Annotated in this window: 15 protein-coding genes; 8 read left to right on the top strand and 7 right to left on the bottom strand. The window is 44.6% G+C overall.

Annotation, left to right across the window (positions count from 1 at the left end; genetic code table 11):
- Positions 1–111 precede the first annotated feature (111 nt).
- On the top strand, positions 112–5,031 hold the full coding sequence (locus CW749_RS10510) for an RHS repeat-associated core domain-containing protein (protein ID WP_101111969.1): 4,920 nt from the start codon (positions 112–114) through the stop codon (positions 5,029–5,031).
- A 105-nt stretch (positions 5,032–5,136) separates the two neighbouring features.
- On the opposite strand, the gene CW749_RS10515 is transcribed toward CW749_RS10510, so the two are convergent.
- Positions 5,137–6,228 (bottom strand): two-component system response regulator, encoded by a 1,092-nt coding sequence (locus CW749_RS10515; RefSeq protein ID WP_101111970.1) that lies wholly within the window; start codon positions 6,226–6,228, stop codon positions 5,137–5,139.
- Positions 6,229–6,308: 80 nt separating this feature from the next.
- On the opposite strand from CW749_RS10515, the gene CW749_RS10520 reads away from it, so the two are divergent.
- Positions 6,309–10,307: a response regulator gene (locus CW749_RS10520; RefSeq protein WP_101111971.1), complete on the top strand. Its 3,999-nt coding sequence runs from the start codon at positions 6,309–6,311 to the stop codon at positions 10,305–10,307.
- Between the two features lie 106 nt (positions 10,308–10,413).
- On the opposite strand, the gene CW749_RS10525 is transcribed toward CW749_RS10520, so the two are convergent.
- From CW749_RS10525 to CW749_RS10535, 3 genes are all read right to left on the bottom strand, one after another.
- Entirely contained in the window at positions 10,414–10,851 is a 438-nt protein-coding gene (locus CW749_RS10525) for a YtoQ family protein (protein ID WP_101111972.1), read from the bottom strand.
- Positions 10,852–10,860: 9 nt separating this feature from the next.
- Entirely contained in the window at positions 10,861–12,000 is a 1,140-nt protein-coding gene (locus tag CW749_RS10530) for a DUF418 domain-containing protein (RefSeq protein ID WP_101111973.1), read from the bottom strand.
- Between the two features lie 183 nt (positions 12,001–12,183).
- Positions 12,184–12,666: a GNAT family N-acetyltransferase gene (locus CW749_RS10535; protein WP_101111974.1), complete on the bottom strand. Its 483-nt coding sequence runs from the start codon at positions 12,664–12,666 to the stop codon at positions 12,184–12,186.
- Between the two features lie 235 nt (positions 12,667–12,901).
- Here CW749_RS10535 and CW749_RS10540 point away from each other — a divergent pair, with 235 nt between their 5' ends.
- The 3 genes from CW749_RS10540 (at position 12,902) to CW749_RS10550 (ending at position 17,394) form a co-directional block, all read left to right on the top strand.
- Entirely contained in the window at positions 12,902–14,749 is a 1,848-nt protein-coding gene (locus CW749_RS10540) for a M3 family metallopeptidase (RefSeq protein ID WP_101111975.1), read from the top strand.
- A gap of 228 nt (positions 14,750–14,977) precedes the next feature.
- Positions 14,978–15,787: a glycerophosphodiester phosphodiesterase family protein gene (locus CW749_RS10545; protein ID WP_101111976.1), complete on the top strand. Its 810-nt coding sequence runs from the start codon at positions 14,978–14,980 to the stop codon at positions 15,785–15,787.
- Positions 15,784–17,394, top strand: a complete 1,611-nt coding sequence (locus CW749_RS10550) for a sulfatase-like hydrolase/transferase (RefSeq protein WP_101111977.1) — start codon at positions 15,784–15,786, stop codon at positions 17,392–17,394. The genes CW749_RS10545 and CW749_RS10550 overlap by 4 nt, the downstream gene beginning before the upstream one ends.
- 34 nt (positions 17,395–17,428) lie before the next feature.
- On the opposite strand, the gene CW749_RS10555 is transcribed toward CW749_RS10550, so the two are convergent.
- Genes CW749_RS10555 through CW749_RS10565 form a run of 3 tightly spaced genes read right to left on the bottom strand, consistent with a single transcriptional unit; the run spans position 17,429 to position 18,345 of the window.
- Positions 17,429–17,812, bottom strand: coding sequence for a RidA family protein (locus tag CW749_RS10555; protein WP_101111978.1), 384 nt, complete (start codon positions 17,810–17,812; stop codon positions 17,429–17,431).
- Complete coding sequence (locus CW749_RS10560; protein ID WP_101111979.1) at positions 17,805–18,044, bottom strand: DUF2798 domain-containing protein; 240 nt, start codon at positions 18,042–18,044, stop codon at positions 17,805–17,807. Before CW749_RS10560 ends, CW749_RS10555 begins: the two co-directional genes overlap by 8 nt.
- A 10-nt stretch (positions 18,045–18,054) precedes the next feature.
- Positions 18,055–18,345: a putative quinol monooxygenase gene (locus CW749_RS10565; protein WP_101111980.1), complete on the bottom strand. Its 291-nt coding sequence runs from the start codon at positions 18,343–18,345 to the stop codon at positions 18,055–18,057.
- A 99-nt stretch (positions 18,346–18,444) separates the two neighbouring features.
- Between CW749_RS10565 and CW749_RS10570 the strand changes: the two genes are divergently transcribed.
- The 3 genes from CW749_RS10570 (at position 18,445) to CW749_RS10580 (ending at position 20,972) form a co-directional block, all read left to right on the top strand.
- Positions 18,445–19,344, top strand: a complete 900-nt coding sequence (locus tag CW749_RS10570) for a LysR family transcriptional regulator (RefSeq protein WP_101111981.1) — start codon at positions 18,445–18,447, stop codon at positions 19,342–19,344.
- A 111-nt stretch (positions 19,345–19,455) separates the two neighbouring features.
- On the top strand, positions 19,456–20,226 hold the full coding sequence (locus CW749_RS10575) for a class II glutamine amidotransferase (protein WP_101111982.1): 771 nt from the start codon (positions 19,456–19,458) through the stop codon (positions 20,224–20,226).
- A gap of 83 nt (positions 20,227–20,309) precedes the next feature.
- A complete protein-coding gene (locus CW749_RS10580) occupies positions 20,310–20,972 on the top strand; it encodes a hypothetical protein (protein ID WP_101111983.1) in 663 nt (220 codons plus the stop codon).
- Positions 20,973–21,013: the final 41 nt, after the last annotated feature.

Here is a 21,013-nt window from a genome sequence, read left to right on the forward strand (position 1 = left end):
TTAACGCATCCCAAATGGAAATTGAAAGCTTGCCTTTTATTAGCGTGACCAGCTTATTTCTGGTCGCGCTTTTCTTTTAAATTTCGTTATTTGCTTATAAGGAAACTATCCATGAGTAACGATAATATCTATTCAAACGCATTCAATTTTAGCTCATATATCTCTACAGGCGTCGATTCAAGAACGGGGCAATACAGCGCTACGATTAATTTAGTGACGCTTCGACCGCATAATATCAGTGGCTTTGAACAAGCATTAAGCCTTTCATTCTCACCTCTGTCTTTTTCAAGCAAAGGGTTTGGTCTTGGCTGGCGTTTAGCCTTATCGACGCTGGATACCGTCGGGCTAACCCTCACGAAAGCAGATGGTAAAAGCTATAAATCGAAAACTCTCCCACCAAGTGGTAATGATCTCTATTTTAAGGACCAGAAGTTACAAGATTTCCGCGTGCACAAAGTGGACGACAAAAACTTCACGGTCATCAATAAAAACGGCACGATCGAACACTTATTTAGACCGAGCAGCAGTAACGTAGCAAAAATTATTGCGTTAGAATTTCCAAATGGAGAAGCGTTTGAATTCTCCTATGGAAAACTTATTGATGGCGAACAATATCTGACAGAGGTCACTCATCGTCAAACGGGCACGACTCACCTCACGCTGAATTATAATGGTACCCAGTGTACGTCTTTTGAGTACCCAGAAGACAATGGCATTACTGCGAAAATAGCGATGCGCTACAGTAATGACTATCTGATTGCCGTGACGGTTCCTTACGACAATACGAAAGAGCCTTCAACGCCCGATGAATACGCAAAATTTGCGATAGATTATGACCTGTTGCAAGACGCATTTCCCGTCATAACTACGTTCCGTACGCCCGCCGCTTCCGTTGAAACTGTGTCGTATGTATCGGAAGGGCACCATGCAACCGATGACTTTTTGATTCCCTATGCTGCCGTACACAAAACGTTCCCTGGCAACGGTCAGCCAGCCATCACGAAGAAATATGAGTACAGCACAGTAAACAACTTTTTAGGTTACTCTTCTGGCAAAGTAGATTTTGCAACAGATGAAGACAACCTTTATTTGGTGCTCGGAGAATACACTTATTCTTCCATTGAAAAGTTGCTTGATGAAGATGGCAGTACTGTCTCGTTGACAGAACGCTTCTTTAACAAGTTCCACTTAATGACCAAAGAAAGAAAAACGCAGCTTAACTCACAAGTCATAACTGAAATTGAATATAACGAAGACCCGTCTAAGCAATTTGTCGATCAGCCTGCCAATTTACAACAACCGCGTTTGGTCACGACAACCTACAAAGACCTCTTGACGGAGAAGACAAGAACCGAAACCGTAGAAACGATCTCCGATGATTGGGGAAATACCACCCAAACAACAGAAGCGTCGGGTATCAAGAAGGATTATGTTTACTACTCTGGCACCGAAGCGAGTGAAGGCTGCCCAGCCGATCTACTTGGCTTTACGCGCTTTTTGAAATCTTTGACCCAAACGCCTGTTTCCATTGAGGGAGTGGAAACCGAACCTAAAGTCACAACCTATACCTACAGCGAGTTAGGGACTTTTGACCAAGCCCACATCAGCGCTTACGTTGTCAAAGCTACCGAAGAAATCAACGATAAAGTATCAAAATCCTTTGTTTATGTTGATGATACGACTTCCAATACCCATGGCTTGTTATCAACGATAACGTCGGTCATGGATGGGCAAACCTCAAATATCCAAATGTCTCACTTGTATGAAGCGGGCATCATCACAACCGATGCTGTGATCACTGGGTACGACAACTCAACCATGCAATCTCAGAGTGTGGTTTCTGTTTTCACTCAGCGACAACTGCAAAATACCGATGTAAACCAGATTGTGACGGTTCAAGAGTATGACCTCTTGGGGCGCATTACCAAACAAGCGTCAGCCCCCGACACACCTGAAGAAATTTGCCGGACTTACGAATACATTTATCCCAGAGGTGACGACAACAATGTTTGGCCTGTGATGGCAGAAACGGATGCCATTGGAGTGGGAAGAAAAACATTTTACGACGGGTTAGGGCGTGTCGTTTCATTGCAAGAACAGGATGATGACGGGACGAGCAGTAAAAGCGCTACTTATTCCGGCACCTATCGGGAGGTGTTGGCTAAAACTTACGATGTGTTCGGCAGTGTTGTAGAGGAAAAATCATCAGATTGGCTGTGGGACTTGTCTTCACCGTCACCAGCACGAATGGCTGCGCCTCAAACGTCAACCAAAAGCTACGAATTTGATGCATGGGGAAATAAATACCGAACAACCCACAGTGATGGACGTATTGAGCTAGAAATCCATGATCCGATTGAGAATACGGTGACTCAAGGGATTGAAGGTCAAGGTATGTTCAAAGCGACAATAAACGCGTTTGAGCAGCCAGCAACCGTCACCCAAATAAACATAGATGAGACGAATTACTGTGAGCTCTCATATGATTATGACGGGTTTGGGCGATTGATATCGGAGTCCGATGCGGCAGGAAATCTAACCCTAAGTACCTATGATGTATTTGATCGGATTGTTTCCAAAACGCTTCCTGACCTAACGGTTCTCAACACAACCTATGCAGATTTCAGTAACGAATCACTACCCGTTTCAGTAAAAGTGAACGACACCGCGCTGGGTGAGATGACTTATGATGGGCTAGGACGTACCATGTCAGATACGGTTGGTGGGCGCACAAGCACCTACGTGTATGAAAAAGGCGGCGATAAGCCGAGTAAAGTCACGACGCCAGAAAATACCCAGCAAGATCTTACTTACTTAATGCAGTTAGGCGGGGTACTGTCTCAATTTAAGTCATCATCGAATCAGCAAAACTTCACCTATCAGCCACAATCCGGTGTGCTTCTGTCAGCGACCGAAGGCGATGTGAAAAGTGAATTTGATTACTTTCCATCCGGCGTTCTTCAACAGGAGTCGATGACCGAGCAAGGTAAAACGGTCTCTTCAGGTTCATACCTTTACACCATGTCAGGCTTAATTCAACGCCACACCGACAGCTTTGGTCAGCATCACGACTACATCTATGACGACAATGGCAAGTTGATTGAATCCATTCAAGGTGATCAGAGAGCAGGGTACAAATACAATGCGCTAGGCCAGCTAATTACGACGGTTACTTACGATGAAAGTGCAGGGCTTCAGCTTGAAACCCAACTGACTTATGATGATTTTGGACGTGAAATCTCACGCGTTGTGACAAGTGAAAACTCAGTTCATAAAACGGAATTGACATACACAACCGACAATCAGATCAAGCTACGCGTCACCACCATCGATGATGTTGTCGTGCTACACGAATCGTATGCTTACGATAAAACCAAGCGCTTAAGCCAATATCAATGTGAAGGGGATCAGTCTCCGATTACTGAATCAGGGCGTATGTTGTGCCAACAGACCTACCAATATGATCAGTGGGGCAACATCGTTCAATTGGATAATGAATACATTGACGGTGCTGAAACCTTTACCTATCAATTTAGCGACCTTGATCCGACTCAGCTCGTGACCATTTCTCAAGGTGGGAATAGCGTTGAACTTGAATACGACGCTAACGGAAACCTCACTAAGGATGAGAAAGGTCAGCAGCTCATATACGATGATGCCGGTCGCATCTCTCAGGTAAACAATGCGAATGGCGAACTGGTGTGCACCTACCAATATGACGCCATGAACAAACTCATTTCGCAAACGTTCTCAGATGGCACCCAAAACACGCAGTTTTACGCGTCGGGTAAAGTGATCAACGCACAGTTTAATGATGAGAAAATTACCTATTTATGCAATGACGAACATCGTCTTGGGCATCAAAGCCAAGCGGGGGATAACACGGAACTTTGCCAATACGTAGGTGATCATCACAACACGGTGGTGGCGACTCAACGAAACGGAGAGATAGAAACATTCACCTACACGCCTTACGGCTTCAGAAGCTTGATGTCTAATCTTCCCGGTTTTAATGGCGCACAAATCGATCCGGTGACTGGCTGGTATTTCCTAGGCAATGGCTACCGCGTTTTCAACCCAGTACTCATGCGTTTCCATTCTCCAGACAATTGGAGCCCATTTGGCAAAGGGGGCATTAACCCGTACGTGTATTGCCAAAACGACCCAATCAATCGGTTGGATCCTAATGGGCACCTCAGCAGCCAAGGCATTGCTGGTATTGTATTGGGTTCCATTGGCATTCTTATCGGTATTGTCACTTTAGGTGCGGGTGCCGCTGTCAGCGCTGGCTTGGTCGCTGGAGGTGGCGCGGTTGGTGCGATTGCAACTACGAGTACCATTGGTGTTACCGCGACGGTTGTCGGGATAGCGGCGGACGCTACAGGCATCGCGTCAGCGGCGTTGGAAGAGAAAGATCCTCAAGCGTCGCAGGCACTAAATTGGGCGTCCAAAGGGTTGGGCATTTTAAGTGCAGTAGGGGGGATTGCAGAGCTTGCTTCAACAGCAGTGCGCTCAGCCTCGACCGCAGGTAAAGCGGCGTCAACTGCGGCGGAATCGGCGACAGATGTAGGAAAAGCATCCTCTCGCTCGGCAACGTCCACAAGTTGGGGGCTTGGTGATACGTTAACTGCGGTCTCAGAAGGTTCGAACCTCGTATCGAATACCACTGGTATGGCGGCAGCTGGACTAGCAGACGAAAACGCCAATGCAGCTAATGTGTTGGGTTGGGTTTCTATTGGCTTTGGTGCTGTTGGCGCTGCGTCTGGCATCGCCAATATGGCGAGTTCATCGTATTCTGCGAAGTACAGCCAGTCGTGGGATGTGGATTCAGGCACTTCAGGCAAAGGAGGGGATAGCGAATCACCGGTCACCCTTCGTCGAGTGAAAAAGCTTGAAGACAATGCCATTGCAGCGAACCCACCTCACCGAGCGGTTGAGGTCAACACATCATTACGCAATAGCCAAGGTAACCAGTTTACCGATTCTACCGTAACGGCTCGAAAGCTAATGCGTAGAAGGTTGACTGTGTAAGTTTGATGCTTATTTATAGGGGAGTCGTTTGGAACAAATGGAGCCGGCACTCCCTTATTTACTGAGTGCTTAATACTGAGCACTTACCTAAGAGTCTGAGGTTGATTAATCGGCGTACTTTGTCGCGATATCAATAAACTGCTGCTCACAGGCGATGAAAGCATCGACGATTTGGGGATCAAAGTGTCCCCCTTTTCCTTCTTCAATAATGCGTTTTGCCACGCTATGTTCCATCGCATCTTTATAGATACGTTTACTGATGAGAGCATCATACACATCCGCCACAGCCATGAGTCTTGCACTCAATGGAATGGCTTCTCCAGCCAATTGTTTGGGGTAGCCTGAACCATCCCATTTCTCGTGGTGGCAATAAGCAATGTCGATCGCCGCATCAATAATGCCATTAGGGTTATTGGAATGTTCCTTGGCTTTCTGTAACGTTTGAAGCCCGAGCGTTGTGTGCTCTTGCATGATTTTGAACTCAGACTCTGTCAATTTCCCTGGCTTGAGTAAGATATTGTCGGGTATGCCGACTTTTCCTATGTCGTGTAGTGGCGCGGCTTTGTAGTAGATCTTAATTAACTCGGGGGTGAGCAAATCTCTGTATTTAGGGGTTGTGGCCAAATATTCCGCCAGTGCTTTCACATAGTATTGCGTTCGAAGAATGTGGTTGCCCGTTTCGTTGTCACGAGTTTCGGCGAGACTTGCCATCGCAATCACGATGGAATCTTTCACTTCTTCCAGTTCTTCCGTGCGGCTTCTTACCAGCGTTTCCAGTAGGTCCTTCTGTCCATGAAGAAGATCGTTGGAGACTTTATTTTGCAGGTGCGTTTTGACTCTTGCTTCTAAGGTTGGGACGCTAACAGGCTTATTGATGTAATCCGCAGCACCCAATTCAAACCCTAACCTTTCGTCTTCAGAAGAGCATTTTGCAGTCAGGAATATCACGGGGATTTCCATGGTTTTCTTTGATGATTTCAACTGGCGAATGACTTCGTAGCCATCCATTTCCGGCATCATGATATCCAGCAGAATCAGGTCGATGGGGAATTTGCCAACAATATCCAGCGCCACAGCCCCTGAATTGGCAATTTTTATGATGTATTGACCACCTAATGACTGAGCCATAAACGATAAGTTGTCTGGTGAGTCATCGACAATCAATATGGTTCGACTATCCAAATTCCCCAATGGCATGCAATACCTTTCAAAATATTAGTAATCCCTACTACATTAAATGTAGCCCAAATTGAAAAAACTTTGGAAGGCGATGAGCTATGAAATCAATAAAAATTCTATTTTCGATGCTATTTCTTGTTATGGGCGTTGTGTCTGTTGCTATTTTTTCATTGAACCAAACGAATACACATTTGCATGAAAAAACACAAAGCTTGCAATCGCAATTAGCGAACTTCTATCAGCTATCAATGGAGTTGAAAGGAAGTTCTGATCACCTAACCAAATTTGCACGGGCTTATGGGGCGACAGGAAATGAAAAGTGGAAGGCGCTTTTTAACCACGTTTTGAATGTACGAAACGGTAAGACCCCAATACCGAAGGGAAATCAATACGAGTATTGGGATATTGTTTCGATGGAAGAACAATCGCCTACATCCCAATCAAACTTTAGAGGACCAACGTTAGTTCAAAGGTTAAAAGAATCAGGTATCGAAGCTTTTGAATTCAGCGAATTAAGCAATGCTTTGGCGCTATCGAATGCGTTAGTTGGACTTGAAGTGGATGCATTTAATGCCATTGAAGGGCGACAACAAGATGGTAATGGGCAGTGGGTTTTGACTGGGGTAGGGGATTTAGATCGCGCTCGTTCATTGTTGTACAGCGATCAGTACTTTTCTGAAAAAGCGAAAATAATGGCGGCAATTTCCTCAGCCCACAATTCTATTCTCAAGCGGCTTAACTCTGAAATTACGGCAAACGAAGCCGATATAAAGTCGAATGAGCGAATCAGTTTAGTCCTGTTTTTTGCGTTAATCACGGCTATTGGCGTGTCGTTTGTTTTGCTTTGGCATCTTTATATCAGCCCTCTAAGCAAACTTTCTCAAACGGTCGTCGAAAAAGTAGAAAGCAAAGATTTTTCCTTCACTTTAACTCAACGTGCCTACGGAGACTTACAGTATTTTATTGATAGCTTAAATGTGGTTTTTCACCATATATCAGAACAGCTTAGCAATAATACATTGGTAAAAGATTTCAATATTGTATTACGCAATAACGAGTCTACGTCGTTGCTTTGCGATCGTGTTACGCACTTTTTAATGCAGCATTTTCCGGTTGAAATGGTGGGAGTCTACATTTTCGAAAACAACGCACTAACGCGGATCTCAGGGGCAGGTTACGGTGAAAGCCAAAGCGCAGTAGTCAGTGAAGAAAGCTCCACACTGATGGGAGTGACTCGCAGTAAAGAACCGGTGGTGATACGAGAGCTAAATGGGGCGTTTGTGGTGCCTTACAATGGTGGGCAATTGTCCCTTAATGAAATGTACTATTTGCCTTTATTGGTCAAGGAAAAGGTGATAGCCGTGATGGAAATTGGGGTAGTACATAGCCTCGATGACATTCATTTACAGTGGTTGAACCGAATGCTGAATGACCTTTCAATAAGTATTCAATTGAGCCGCAACCTAGAATTACAACGCAAAGCCGAACAAAAAGCACTGGAGCAGTCTCAGCTGAATCAGGAAATCCTGAACGCAACACCAAACCCGATGTACTGCCTCAACAATACGGGTCAATTCATTACCATTAACAGCCAATTCAGAATGTTGATGGGGCTGAGCGAGGAGCAAATATTAGGCTCGACTCCTAACATGATTTTTGGGGAAACCGCACCAGAATTTGGTGAACACCATCAAACTCTTTTCCAAAAAGAGAGCAACGCCAATTACGAAGTCCAGATTACGCCAGCCAATCAGAAACAGTTAGAAATGTTGGTGTATGAAGCCTCCTTCCTTGATAGCAATGGTCACGTGAACGGCATTGTGGGGATATTGCTTGATCAAACCGAACGCAAGCAAATGGAAAACGCGCTGGTTGAAGCGAAAGAGACCGCCGACGCCATGAGCCAAGCCAAAGGTGAATTTCTTGCCAACATTAGCCACGAAATTCGCACCCCAATGAATGCCATCATGGGAATGGCACACTTAACGCTGAACACTGAGCTCGATAGCATTCAAGAAAAGTATGTGAATCGGATAAATGATTCAGCGAAAAACCTCCTCGGTATTATTAACGACATTCTCGACTTTTCTAAAATCGAGGCAGGGAAGCTTGATATTGAGCACATTGATTTCTGTTTGGATGATGTTCTGGAAAATGTGGTGTCTATTGTCTCCGTCAAAGCACAAGAGAAAAACCTCGAACTGGTGTTAGACATCGACCCAACGATGCCAATCAACTTGATCGGCGATCCGTTAAGACTCGGGCAGGTTATCGTCAATCTATGTGGGAACGCAGTGAAATTTACCCACGAGGGAGAGATTATTGTAAAAGCCACTCTCAATAAACAGGATGATAAGAATGCCGAGATTCGTTTTGTCGTGAGCGATACTGGCGAAGGTATTCCGGAAGATAAGTTAGCGAAATTATTTGAAGCCTTTACCCAAGCGGACGCGAGCACCACTCGCAAGCACGGGGGAACAGGCTTAGGCTTAAATATCAGTAAGCAGTTGGTTGAATTGATGGGCGGCGACCTGACGGTTACGTCAAAAGTGGGGGAAGGCTCTAACTTTATTTTCACCATTCAATGCGGTCTTCAAAGTGCGAAGATGCGCGATATCTCCGCCCCTTTGAAACCAATTAAAGAGCGCAAAGCCTTAGTGGTCGATGATAACGATACCGCTAGAGGCATAATGGAAAATTTATTGGAAGCGATGGAGTTCAGTGTCACATCGGTAACCAACGGGTATGACGCGATTGAACTGCTCAATACGGATCGCTTTAATATGGTATTTGCCGACTGGAACATGCCGGGAATTAACGGAGTAGAGCTGTTAAAACGCTTGCCGAGAGATGAACGTTTTACTGATTTGAAGCGCTTCTTGGTGACGGCATATGGGCGAGAAGTAGGGATAGATGAAGAAGTCTCACCATTAATCGACGGGTTCATACTCAAGCCTGTTAACCCTTCTACTTTGCTCGATGCCATCATGGATGCGTATGGCATTGAAGCCAAAAACCTCGTCAAACGAAATCGAGCGAAAATTGAAACCCCAGATTTATCTGGCAAGCGTATTTTGCTGGTGGAAGACAACGAGATTAACCAAGAAGTAGCGATAGGTTTATTAGAAAAAACCCGATGTGAAGTTACGATAGCGGGCAACGGTAAAATTGCTTTGGATGCCCTTGCAAAAGGGAACATTGATATTGTGTTGATGGACATGCAAATGCCCATTATGGATGGTGTTACAGCAACCAAACAAGCGCGCAAAGATGGGTATACCTTACCGATTATTGCCATGACAGCCAATGCAATGGCGCAAGATATTGAAACCTGCTCTAACGCAGGCATGAATGATCATGTCACCAAACCGATTGATGTTTCTAGGCTGTACGGTGTGCTTAAACAATATTTGAATGCACCAGTACTTGCCAGCGAATCTTCCGCTTTACCCGCTTCAGCATCACCTTCTAAATCATCAAAGAAATCGGCGCAAAGCAATGGATTAGCCAACGCACCCGAACCCAAAGGCATTTTGAATGTTGAAATTGATGATACGGCTGAAGAGATTGGAATAACAAAAGAGCGATATATTAAGCTGCTCGATTCCATGCTTTCAAATCTCTTAAGAGACTTGGTTGAATTCAGAGAAAAATCCGAGTTAAAAGATTGGGTGTATCTAGAAAGATTTGCCCACACAGTTCGTGGCTCGGCGGGTAATCTAAGGATTCCTGTATTAGTGGAAATAGCAGAACGAATAGAGTCTAACGCTAAGGAGAAAAAGGCGATCCCAACCGAGTGGGTTGAGGAAATGGACGAACGAGCTTCTGATATTCAAAAAGAATTATTGGCGTATACATCAAAACATGGCTTAGAGAGAAAAGAGGATAACGCCCAACTGGATATGGAGCAGATACTCAGCCAATTGTCTCAAGCCATTGAGGGTTATGATGCAGATGCGGTGCAATTGGCCCAGCAATTATTAGACGCTTCTCCGGAAAACAAAGAAACCCTTGAAGCGTTAGTCTTAGCGATTGAAAGTTATGATTTCTCCATGGCAACAACACTACTTGAATCGTTCCAAAGCCAGAATCACTAAGTGGCTTAGCCGACAGATTAAGCGGTTTAGCCCCAAAACGGTAGAACACGTAAAAATAAAACGGAGCATCCTGTGCTCCGTTTGTCTTTCTACTGGGGTATAGGTCTTACGAGAGAAGGTACTTAAGTATTTCGACTACTTGGGTTGGTGACGTTGCCCAAGCTTGTGCAGACGCGTCAACTTCTTTAAGTGGGTGAATCAGTCCTTCATCGTGCAATGTAATGTAGGGCTTCCCCAATGCAGCACAGTAGCCTGCATCAAACGCTGCATTCCACTGGCGATACTGTTCACCGAAGCGAATCACCGCCAAATCACACTTTTCAATGGCGTTCTTAGTACGAATGGCATTCACCTTTGCCGACTTATGATCACGCCAGAAGCCTTTGTCTTCTTGTCCTAACACATCGCCAGCAGCATCGCTTGATTCATGGTGAGTCACAGCGGAAGAGAAAGTGATCTCGAGCCCCGCTTCACGACATTGCTCGATGATTTGGTCTCGCCAATCGGTATGTATTTCACCTGAAAGATAAACGTTAAAACTCATGATTCTTCCTTAATGTGCAGGTATTAACTGCTTTTTTATTTGGCTTCGAGTGTACGCTTTTCTCCAGATGTATTCCAAAGGACCTTGTTTAAAGACCTTCAAATACAGGTGGGCGACCACAATTTGCACAACAGTGTACGCCAGTGCAATAAGGATGTAATCCAATCTGGTTGCTGTTAAATGGAACTCAGGGAACGTCCAGCGCAGCAGTACAGCCATGACAATGGACTGCGATATATACAGGCTGAAAGCTAGCTTACCTGGTGCAGCAAATAACTGAATAACAGCATTTCGGTTAGCCACGAGTTTGACGATCGCGTGAGCATAGATAAGTGCGACAAAAATTGCAGAGACACTGGCGACAATCGCCCCAAGTTCTGCCGTCTGATTTGGAAGGTACATGCGTAGAGCCAAGTCTAGCGCCGTAAAGGCGATACCCCCAAGTGCGACCAAGCGGAACGTTTTTTTGTCAAAACCTTTGGAGAAAAAACCGACTCGAAATAAGAAGGCACCGAGCATCATCAAGCCAGCGACCTGCCAAAATATCCAAAGAGGAGACGTTAATACAATAACGAATGCCACCCCGCCCTGAATGAGCATCTGTATGCCATAAGAACTGAACCATAAGTCATACACTTCCATGAACTCCGGTGAACCCTGAAACAGAGGAGGTTCTTCAAAGAAAAGAAATGCGAAGGCGATACTGAGGTTTAGCACGCCACCGATGATCAAATATCGGTAAGATTTCTTAAGAAGCTTTTTGAGTGGAAGATCTAGCGATTTAAGCACGAAAAGCGCCGATATTCCGTAAAGCATCAACACATCACCACCAAATATGAAAAGACCGTGTAATAAACCAAAGAGTATCAGCCATTTCATTCTTGGTTTAATGGCATCCTTTGGCGACACTTTTTTCTTTTTGTATGAACGATATTGAATCGCTAAACCAACACCAAATAGCAGGCAGAACAAGGTTCGAAAGCGGCCATCAAAAAATGCGCTACTGAACAAATTTATGAAGGTGTCACTGATGGGAGGAAATTCAGGAGAAACGTATCCGGTGGCAAATAAGCCGTGGTAATAGATGTTCATGAATAGGATCCCTAAAATGGAGATCCCTCGTAATATATCGATGGATTGAATGCGCACGTTAATATCCTTACTTGGGTATAGCATACTTCTCTGAGCAAACCGCCGCCCAAACCACAGAGGGAATGAAAAACGGTTTTAACTTAGACAATCTGTTTTGCTTAGGGTTAAAACGTAGCAAGTGAAAGGTTAATACACCCTAAAGTGAGCAAAGCAATGTTGCTTAGTGCTTGAATCTAAATTCTAGGATTCAGCAAGATCCAGTAAGGCTTTCCCTGTTAATCGGTAGCCAACCCACTCATTTTGAGGTTTTGCTCCAAGGGATTCATAGAAGTCTATTGCCGGTTGATTCCAGTCCAGAACATTCCATTCAAACCGCCCGCAATCTTTTGCGACAGCAATTTGTGCTAAATGTTTAAGAATGTATTTTCCTGCTCCGGTACCGCGTGCATCGGGTGTGACATACAGATCTTCAAGGTACAAACCGTATTTCCCTACCCAAGTGGAGTAGTTAAAAAAGTACACGGCAAAACCAACCGCTTTACCATCAAGTTCACAGATGAGAGCGTGGGTAGTGGAATCCGATCCAAAAATGGTTTCTCGAATGCTTTGTTCGGTTGCCTGAACTTCATGCTCTGCCTTTTCATAGCGCGCAAGCTCACGAATAAATTGAACGATAAGAATGGAATCTTCAGCAACAGCATTGCGAATGGAGAATTGAGTCATTTTTAAATCCCTTTACTATTGAACATTTAATCCTCAATGATTATCAATGGAGTTGCGCAAGGAGGATTTCAAGTGGTGATAATGAAATAAAAATATTATTATTCAATATGTTATGTTGTTATATCTGGCATTTAAAGTTGAGGCTTTCTTAAAATACTCGTCTAGCTCACTATTTTAGCCGTGCTCTCCGTGCGATAATTCCGCGCAAATAAATACAACGGATTGAAGGAACAACATGTCGGCAACTGCATATCTAAACGACTTGAATCAACGTTATCTGGCTATTCACCGCACTAAAGAAGATTTTTTCTGGGAAACTTACATGGGTATCAGTGATGACCATGAAGGTTCCTCTAAAGCGCAAACAGAGTGGACTCAATTCCTAAGCCAAGCTTCACAAATTAGCGAAATCAATCAGCAGCTAGACGCCGCCGAAAACATCAGCGACGCAAAAGAAAAACAAAGCACAATCGCGGGTCTTAAAGGCTGGCTGAACATGTTTAAAGCCCACGCGATTGAAGGCGAAAAGAGTCAGCAGCTTAAAGCGGACTTGATTAAGTTTGAGTTCGATTTGTTTGAGCGCAACCAAAACCACGCACTGACCTATGTTGATGAACACGGCGAATCGGTAGAAGGCTCATTGCCTGTGGTTGGCTCGGCGGTTCGCGCGAATGAAAACGAAGACGTTCGACAGTCGGCTCATTCTGCTTTTCTGGATTTAGAGCAATGGTTACTCAACAATGGCTTTATTGAGTTGGTCAAGCGCCGGAATGAGTTTGCTCGATCGCTTGGGTACAAGACCTTTTTTGATTACTCCATCCTAAAAATGGAGAAAATGACCACGCAAGAGCTGTTCAGTATTTTGGACGATTTTGAAGCTCGCACGCGTGAAGCTCATCTCAACAGCTTGAAAAATCTGGCAGCTGAGAAAGGGGAAGGTGCGTTGGCGGGACACAATTTCATCTACTCATTTGCGGGTGATGCAATGCGTGATCTAGACCCGTATGTTCCGTTCTCCAAGTCGTTGCGCCGTTGGGTGGAATCCTTTGGTCGTTTGAATATCGAATATTCAGACGCGGAGCTGACGCTGGATTTATTGGATAGAAAAGGTAAGTACCCGAATGGCTTCTGTCATGGACCGGTTCCTTCTTTTTATGACCAAGGTACATGGATTCCAGCACAGGTGAACTTCACCAGCAACGCCAAGCCAGATCAAGTCGGCAGTGGCTATGATGGTATTAACACCCTGTTCCATGAAGGGGGGCACGCCGCTCATTTCGCCAATGTGAAGTTGAACGCGCCGTGTTTTTCACAGGAATTTGCGCCTACTTCCATGGCGTATGCCGAAACTCAATCCATGTTCTGTGACAGCTTATTGACGGATGCGGATTGGCTTAAGCAGTACGCACTGGATAACGACGGTAACCCTGTTCCAGATGAACTCATCAAGACGATGATTGATAGCCGCCAGCCTTTTAAAGCGTATGAAGAACGCAGCATTCTTGTTGTGCCTTATTTTGAAAGAGCGCTTTATGAGTTGAGCGATGAAGAGCTGACGCCTGAAAACATCACTCAGTTAGCTCGTGACTGTGAAAAGAACATTCTTGGACTAGAGTGTAGCCCGCGTCCATTGCTTGCGATTCCTCACTTGTTGTCGGATGAGTCAGCGTGTGCTTACCAGGGTTATCTATTGGCTCACATGGCGGTGTACCAGACGCGAGCTTACTTCACAGAGAAATTCGGCTATTTAACCGATAACCCAGAAATTGGTCCGCTCCTAGCCAAGCATTACTGGCATGGTGGCAACAGCACGTCTCACAACGACACCATTGTAAGCTTGACTGGCGAAGGCTTTAACGCGAAATACCTAGCCGATGTGTGTAACTTATCGGTGGATGAAGCCTGGCAAGAAGAGCAAGAAAAAATCAAAGGATTAGCAACGCGTGATCGCGCGAGCGTGTCTTCTTTGCAAGCGACAATAAAAGTGGTCGATGGCGATAAAGAGCTTGCGTCTAATACAAATTCTGATGAAGACATGTGCGATGCTTTTGAAGCGTATATTGTCAAAAATTACGGTCGCTAATTTCCACGATACTCAACTCTGACAGTGGGTATACAAAGCGGAAAGAAACACAAAGAGCCAGTTTTTACTGGCTCTTTTTCTATCTCAATGTTCTTTGAAATTGTGCTTCAACATACTTATCCCGAGTTCAGGTTACTTGGGTATGTTTCCTGCAGTATTCGTAAGTAAGGAGTGCGTTCGAGCGCTTTTTCTTATTTTGAGTTTCATTATGAATGCAGGGGTAAGGCGATGCCAAAGGTGTGGCGAGGGTTGAAAGCAATTATTCTGTCTTTTGTGCTAGTAGGCGGTCTATTCCTTACATTCCAGTTGCTGTTTTTCTATAAGGCGAGCAACCAATCTGCTTGGCTGTTTTGTACTGAAGTATGGGCGCATCGAGGCCTCACAAAAGACGCCGCCGACAATACACTGGGCGCGTTCAGTGCAGCCTTAAAGGCTGGCGCTAAAGGGTTAGAAGTGGATGTTTTTTATGATATCAAGACGGATCAATTTCACGTTAGGCATGATCCCAAACCAAGCCTTGATGAAGGGAAAGAGCTGACACTCGCACAGGTATTTTCAGCCTTTGGTTCTTCCACTCAGTACTGGCTGGATTTCAAGAATTTGGTCGATTTAGATAATCAATCACGGCAATCTGCGTTGCAACATCTTATCGAAATTTCAGAAAACGTGATTGAACGTAAGTACATACTCGTGGAATCAGTAAACGATCACGCATTACGAACCTTCACGGAGAACGGCTTCAATACCAGTTACTGGGTAGCGCTAGGAAGTGAGTTGAGTCATTGGCATTACGCTCTGTATGCCACCAAAATCAAAATCAAATATTTGCTCGGTTGGTTTACGACCGTTTCAACCGATGTCGACAATTACTCCGATCGGTTTCAGTATCATTTTCCCGAAATCCCCACTCTGCTTTTCACCGTCAATGAACCTCAAAAGATTGCAGAACTTGTACAACCTAATATTAAGGTGGTGTTGACCGATTCAGCGATTTACTCGCAGTTTGCATCTTGTCACCAGAATGGAGGTAAGCAATGAGAACATCAGCGCTAATGAAAAATGTGTGGTTTCAGAATGGGCTACTTTTTGCTGGGTGCCTTTTCATTGCTCTGGCAACCAATGGTGACAAGTTACTCAGCTTAACCATCAAAACAATCATTCACATCTCCTTTCAAACCATGTTGATCTTTGGGCTTTTATGCTTATTGAATAACCAGCGGTTTATTAAGTGGGGGTTGGCGGTGTTTTTAGGTGTTATTTTCTTTGTTCATTTCGCTTATCAGGCTCCGCTTTCTATGGGGGTCATTTTCAGCGTATTAAGTGCCCCACTAAGTGAGTCCACCAGTTTTTTGGTTCGGCACGGTTGGGAACTCGCTGTTGCTCTTTTGGTTGTGTTAGCCGTAGGTAAGCGTGTCTCCATCCCGAAATCGGTCATTTGGAAACCTAGCCTATTGTTGGGGGTAGGGTATCTCATCATTCCCTTCGCATTACAGTTGCCGAAAGCGTATTCCAATGACGAATTTGCGGATTACATAAACAAAGGGACAGCACGTGGCTATTCAAATGCGTATTCTTCCGTGGAATATACGTTTCATAAGCTATCGTTGCGGTTTCCTGCTATTCAAAGCGTTATCGCTATAGCGGATACTTATCACTTAATGAACATTCAGTCTGATCAAACCATGACATGGAGCGAAATCGAGCGAAAACCCAATGCACCAGATTTGTTGGTGATTGGCATAGGGGAATCGCTGCGAGCGGGAAACATGAGCCTGTATGGTTATGAAAGAGAGACAACACCTTACTTAGATAAAATGCGCGATAAGTTAACGGTGTTTCGTTATCCCTATGCGGCTGGGAGCAACACGTGGGGCTCAGTACCCGCGATGTTGACAAAAACGGAAGGTATTCCAAATATGTCTCAGTCTGTCATCCTGTTGGCTAACGCGGCAGAGTACGAGACGTACTGGCTATCTAATCACGCTCAATTTGGGCAATGGGATTTTTCAATTTCAACGCTAGCGCAGCAGACCGATCATCAGTATTTTTCCTCGCAAGCGGACGGGGGGACGATGCATGATGAAATATTGGTTGATCAGTTAGCAAAGGTGCTCGCTGAGCCGTCTAAGAAAAAAGTCATTTTCTTGCATTTCTATGGTTCACACATGAACTTTTCTGATCGCTACCCCAAGACATTCGAGACATTTCGATCGAGTAATCGACGTTTGGATGAATACGACAACAGTGTGGTATACAGCGATTATCTACAGGCACAGGTGTTGGAATTGGTGGAAGAAGCGGGTGGGCAGTATGCCTTTTTTTCGGACCATGGTTTAGGCTCGCCAAATGGACCACTTGCTCTCAGACACGATGTGAGAACGCCGCCCGATATAGAATCACTTTATGTGCCCTTCTTTTTCACGGGCGATGTAGAGCGTGATTACCCGAGCGATCAGCCATTTTCAATGTTTTACTTTGAGTGTTTCTTTTCAGATTGGGCTGGAATTAAGGCATCGGAGCTCTCTGAACAATATTGCTCAGAGAGCTTGAACCAAGACTCGGTGACCTATCTGGATGCGAACATGACACTGGATAGCCACGCTAAATCGGCGTTGCGGAAAAAAGTGCTGGTTACGCAGTATTAAAAGGCTGCCTACCGCATAAAAGGCTGTCTATCGTTTAAATGGCTATCGTTGCTTCTACCTCAACGTTCAGATCTGGATGAAACAACCCTGCCACTAGGACTAGTGAACTTGCAGGGAGCTGACCGCCATAAATGTCAGTGAGTGTTTCACGTGCGAGAGGTAAATCCTTTAAATCAGTAATAAAGATCGTAACTTTGATCAAGCTATCCAAACTCGATTGGTGTTGTTCAGCAATGATGGAAAGCTGCCGGAAAATATCCTTCAGCTGGAGCCCAATATTTTCTGTTTGCGCTGCACTGCCAAACGCGGTGAAGCCTGAGGTGTAAAGGGTTTGGTTATGTTCAACGGCATGGACATAAGGACCGACAGCATCCCCTAGCTTTGGATAATGATGGCGAATAAGCTTTGAGTTAGGCATTTTGTCCTCCTTTACTTAACGGATGGTTGGATAGCTTTTGAGTCAGTGACTGAATCCTAGGACCCAGTGCAATTGATATGGCAGCGGCGGCAGGCCAAGCCAAAAGAAATGCGGTTCTCCATGAGGTAAGAAATTGTTCTTGAAACCCTAGGTTGAGCCACGTTACCCAAACCGTCATCATGCTCGATAACACCAAGGACATCAGCAAACCAAAAATAATTCGATGTTTCACCTTTGCCTCCTTACTTCGACAAAGAGTAAAGCTTTTCGATGTAATCAACCTGAGTGAGGTTCTTTTCTAAAAAGGCTTTTGTATGGGGTTGCTCGAAATGATTTTTTAAATCCTCTTCGCTGTCCCAGCGCTCCCATAAGGTGAACTTGTTCGTTTCACCTTTATGTTCCAGAAGCTCAAAATGCTGACAGCCGGGCTCATTGATAGTGGCAGCCACAAGCTTACGTGCTTCTTCTAAAACATACTCTCTTGGTGCATCACTAGAAAGTGATAGTCCTGCACTTATGCATAGTGTTTTCATGCTTTTCCCTTACTGGTTTGAATGCCAATAAAAGAGTAGATAATTCCATAAAAGATGAATATGGTTAAAAAATGAATTACCAATTCCAAAAATGAAATCATGCTTGATGATATTGCTTTGTTTATTCACATTGTTAGAGCGCAAGGGCTTGTGGGTGCTTCTAAAGTTTTGAACATTCCTCCAGCCACCGTGACGCGTCGGCTTAAAAAATTGGAGGAGCATGTAGGCTGCCAGCTGATTCATCGATCCGCACGTCAGTTTCGGTTAACGGCCGAAGGTGAAGTGTATTACCAGTCCTTTTCAGATTTAGTCTCTGAATTTGAAGTGAAAACACGAGGGTTGAGCCATGAACTTGAATCAATGAATGGTTCATTAACCGTATTGGCTCCAACCAATATTTCGATAGGTTTTATTCAACCTATGTGGACGGCGTTTGCTAAAAAATACCCAGATATTCTGTTGGATCTGAAGCTGAACAACGACAACAAAGACATTATCGCAGAACAAGCCGACATTGCCCTACGTGCTGGTCCTCAAAAAGATTCGAGACTCTATCAGGTTAAAGCTGGAACGGTCTCAACATTGCTGGTGGCATCACCGAGTTACTTAGCCGAAAGCGCACCGCTTAATGACCTCGACGATCTCTATCATCATCGCTGCATTACAGTGGCTCATATACCAGTGTGGAAGTTTAAAAACAAAAGAACGGGAGAATTGGCGACTACCCGTCAGAATTCAGCTCTAAAGGTGGATGACATTAATATTGCCAGCCAGTTTGCCCGAGATGGGCTTGGGCTGGCTTTGTTGCCAGTCACCGAAGTACATCACTTCCTAAATAGTGGTGAGTTATGTACGCCGTTGGATGATTGGGTTGGACCACAGCGCGATTTGTATTTGATATGGCCAAGCGGACGATTATTGGGAGCAAAAGCCCGAGCATTTAAAGAGCACGCACAGCAATACATTGGACATGCTCTTACCTCATTAACGCGATTTTAAGAGTATAAAAGTAGGTTTTGCTACTTCGATTAAAGACAGTAGATGCTGATATCTACTATGATGTTTATGAGGAGAATAATTTAACTTGCCAAGTTCGATTTAGGAGTAAACATGTGCCGCTGGCTAGCGTATCAAGGAAAAGAAACGTACCTGTCTGATTTAATCTTTGCACCAGAATATTCGTTGGTACAGCAAAGTATGAGTGCAAGGAAATCCATTACTGCAATTAATGCGGATGGATTTGGTGTTGGCTGGTATGGCGTAAAAGACGACCCAGGTTTGTACCGAGAAGTATTGCCTGCTTGGAGTGATTGCAATTTAAAAAGCTTGTCGGAACACATTCTATCCCCACTGTTTTTTGCGCATGTTCGTGCTTCAACTGGCACACAAACGGCACGTACTAACTGTCATCCATTTCGATATAAAAACTGGTTATTCATGCACAACGGTCAAATTGGCGGTTACACCGAATTGCGTTGGCACATTGAACGTTTAATCCCTAAATCTCTTTATGGATGTAGGCAAGGGCAGACGGACAGTGAATTACTATTTTTGCTGTTGATTGCAAATGGGTTGATGGAAGGTGAACCCATTGCAGCCATAGAAAAAACCTTGGTGCTAATAGAATCACTGATGTTGGACGAAAAAATAGAAGAACCGCTTCGGATCAGTGCGAGTTGGTCGGATGGTGAGACGATTTGGGCGTTTCGATATGCTTCGGATGATCACGCGCCAACACTGTTCTATAAGATGATGGAAAACGGTATTGTGGTTGCTTCTGAGCCATTAGATAGCGAGCGCCAAGCTTGGTATTCGGTCGATCAAGCTCGCTTAATGACAGTGCATAAACAAAAAGTGGAAATTAAAGAGTTAAATCATTAAGTGTGCGTAGCATTTCAGGGTAAAATGTCGACCAGTATAGAGTGCCCACTGGCGCTTAGTATTTGTCAATTCTGGGTACCTTCATGTCGAAAAAATTGTTACCAATCCCTCTGGTTCTGCTGATTCCAATAGTGCTTCTGATCGTGGTCATTATTGCCGCCGTTTACCGTTTTAGCTTAACTGATGAAGAAATCTATGCGAAACAAGGTGTCACGGTAAAAACGGAGCAAGCCGACGAAACCGATACAGTGATGCACAAGTTGTTTGCACTCAAAGATGCACAGCCATGGTTAGTGAGTGTGCCTGAAAGCTTGTCGAAAGCGCACTTAAGCCAAGTGGTTGGTGAACTTGAAAACTCGAGAGCTAAAGGGTTTTACTCGGTTGATGGGCAACGTGGTGAGGTCGTATTAAACTTTTTTAAAATTACCCCGTTGAACTATGGTGATCCATCAGAAGCGATGACATTTGTCGTGCCCTACGCTGTGACGACCCAAGGCACGGGCGTTTTCCACTATCTGGGTTTGTTCCGGTTAAAGCACAACGAAAAAGTGGTCGAGCAATTGGATTATATCTTCATTGCGGATCGCGCGCAGAATGTCGATGTCGCGACGGATGAACCTTTTGACGTGAGTGAATCCGTCGTGGTTCGTTATCTTGCTCATTCCGCTTCACAGCCACTCTCTGAAATACCGAGTGAACAGATAGAAAAATTCATCAAAGTGAAACCGAAGCGGTTTGTTAAATAAAGAAAACCTCCCAGCCGGGAGGTTTCAGATTGATGACGAAC

Source organism: Vibrio sp. vnigr-6D03 (genome assembly GCF_002835515.1).
GTDB classification, from domain to species: Bacteria; Pseudomonadota; Gammaproteobacteria; order Enterobacterales; family Vibrionaceae; genus Vibrio; species Vibrio penaeicida.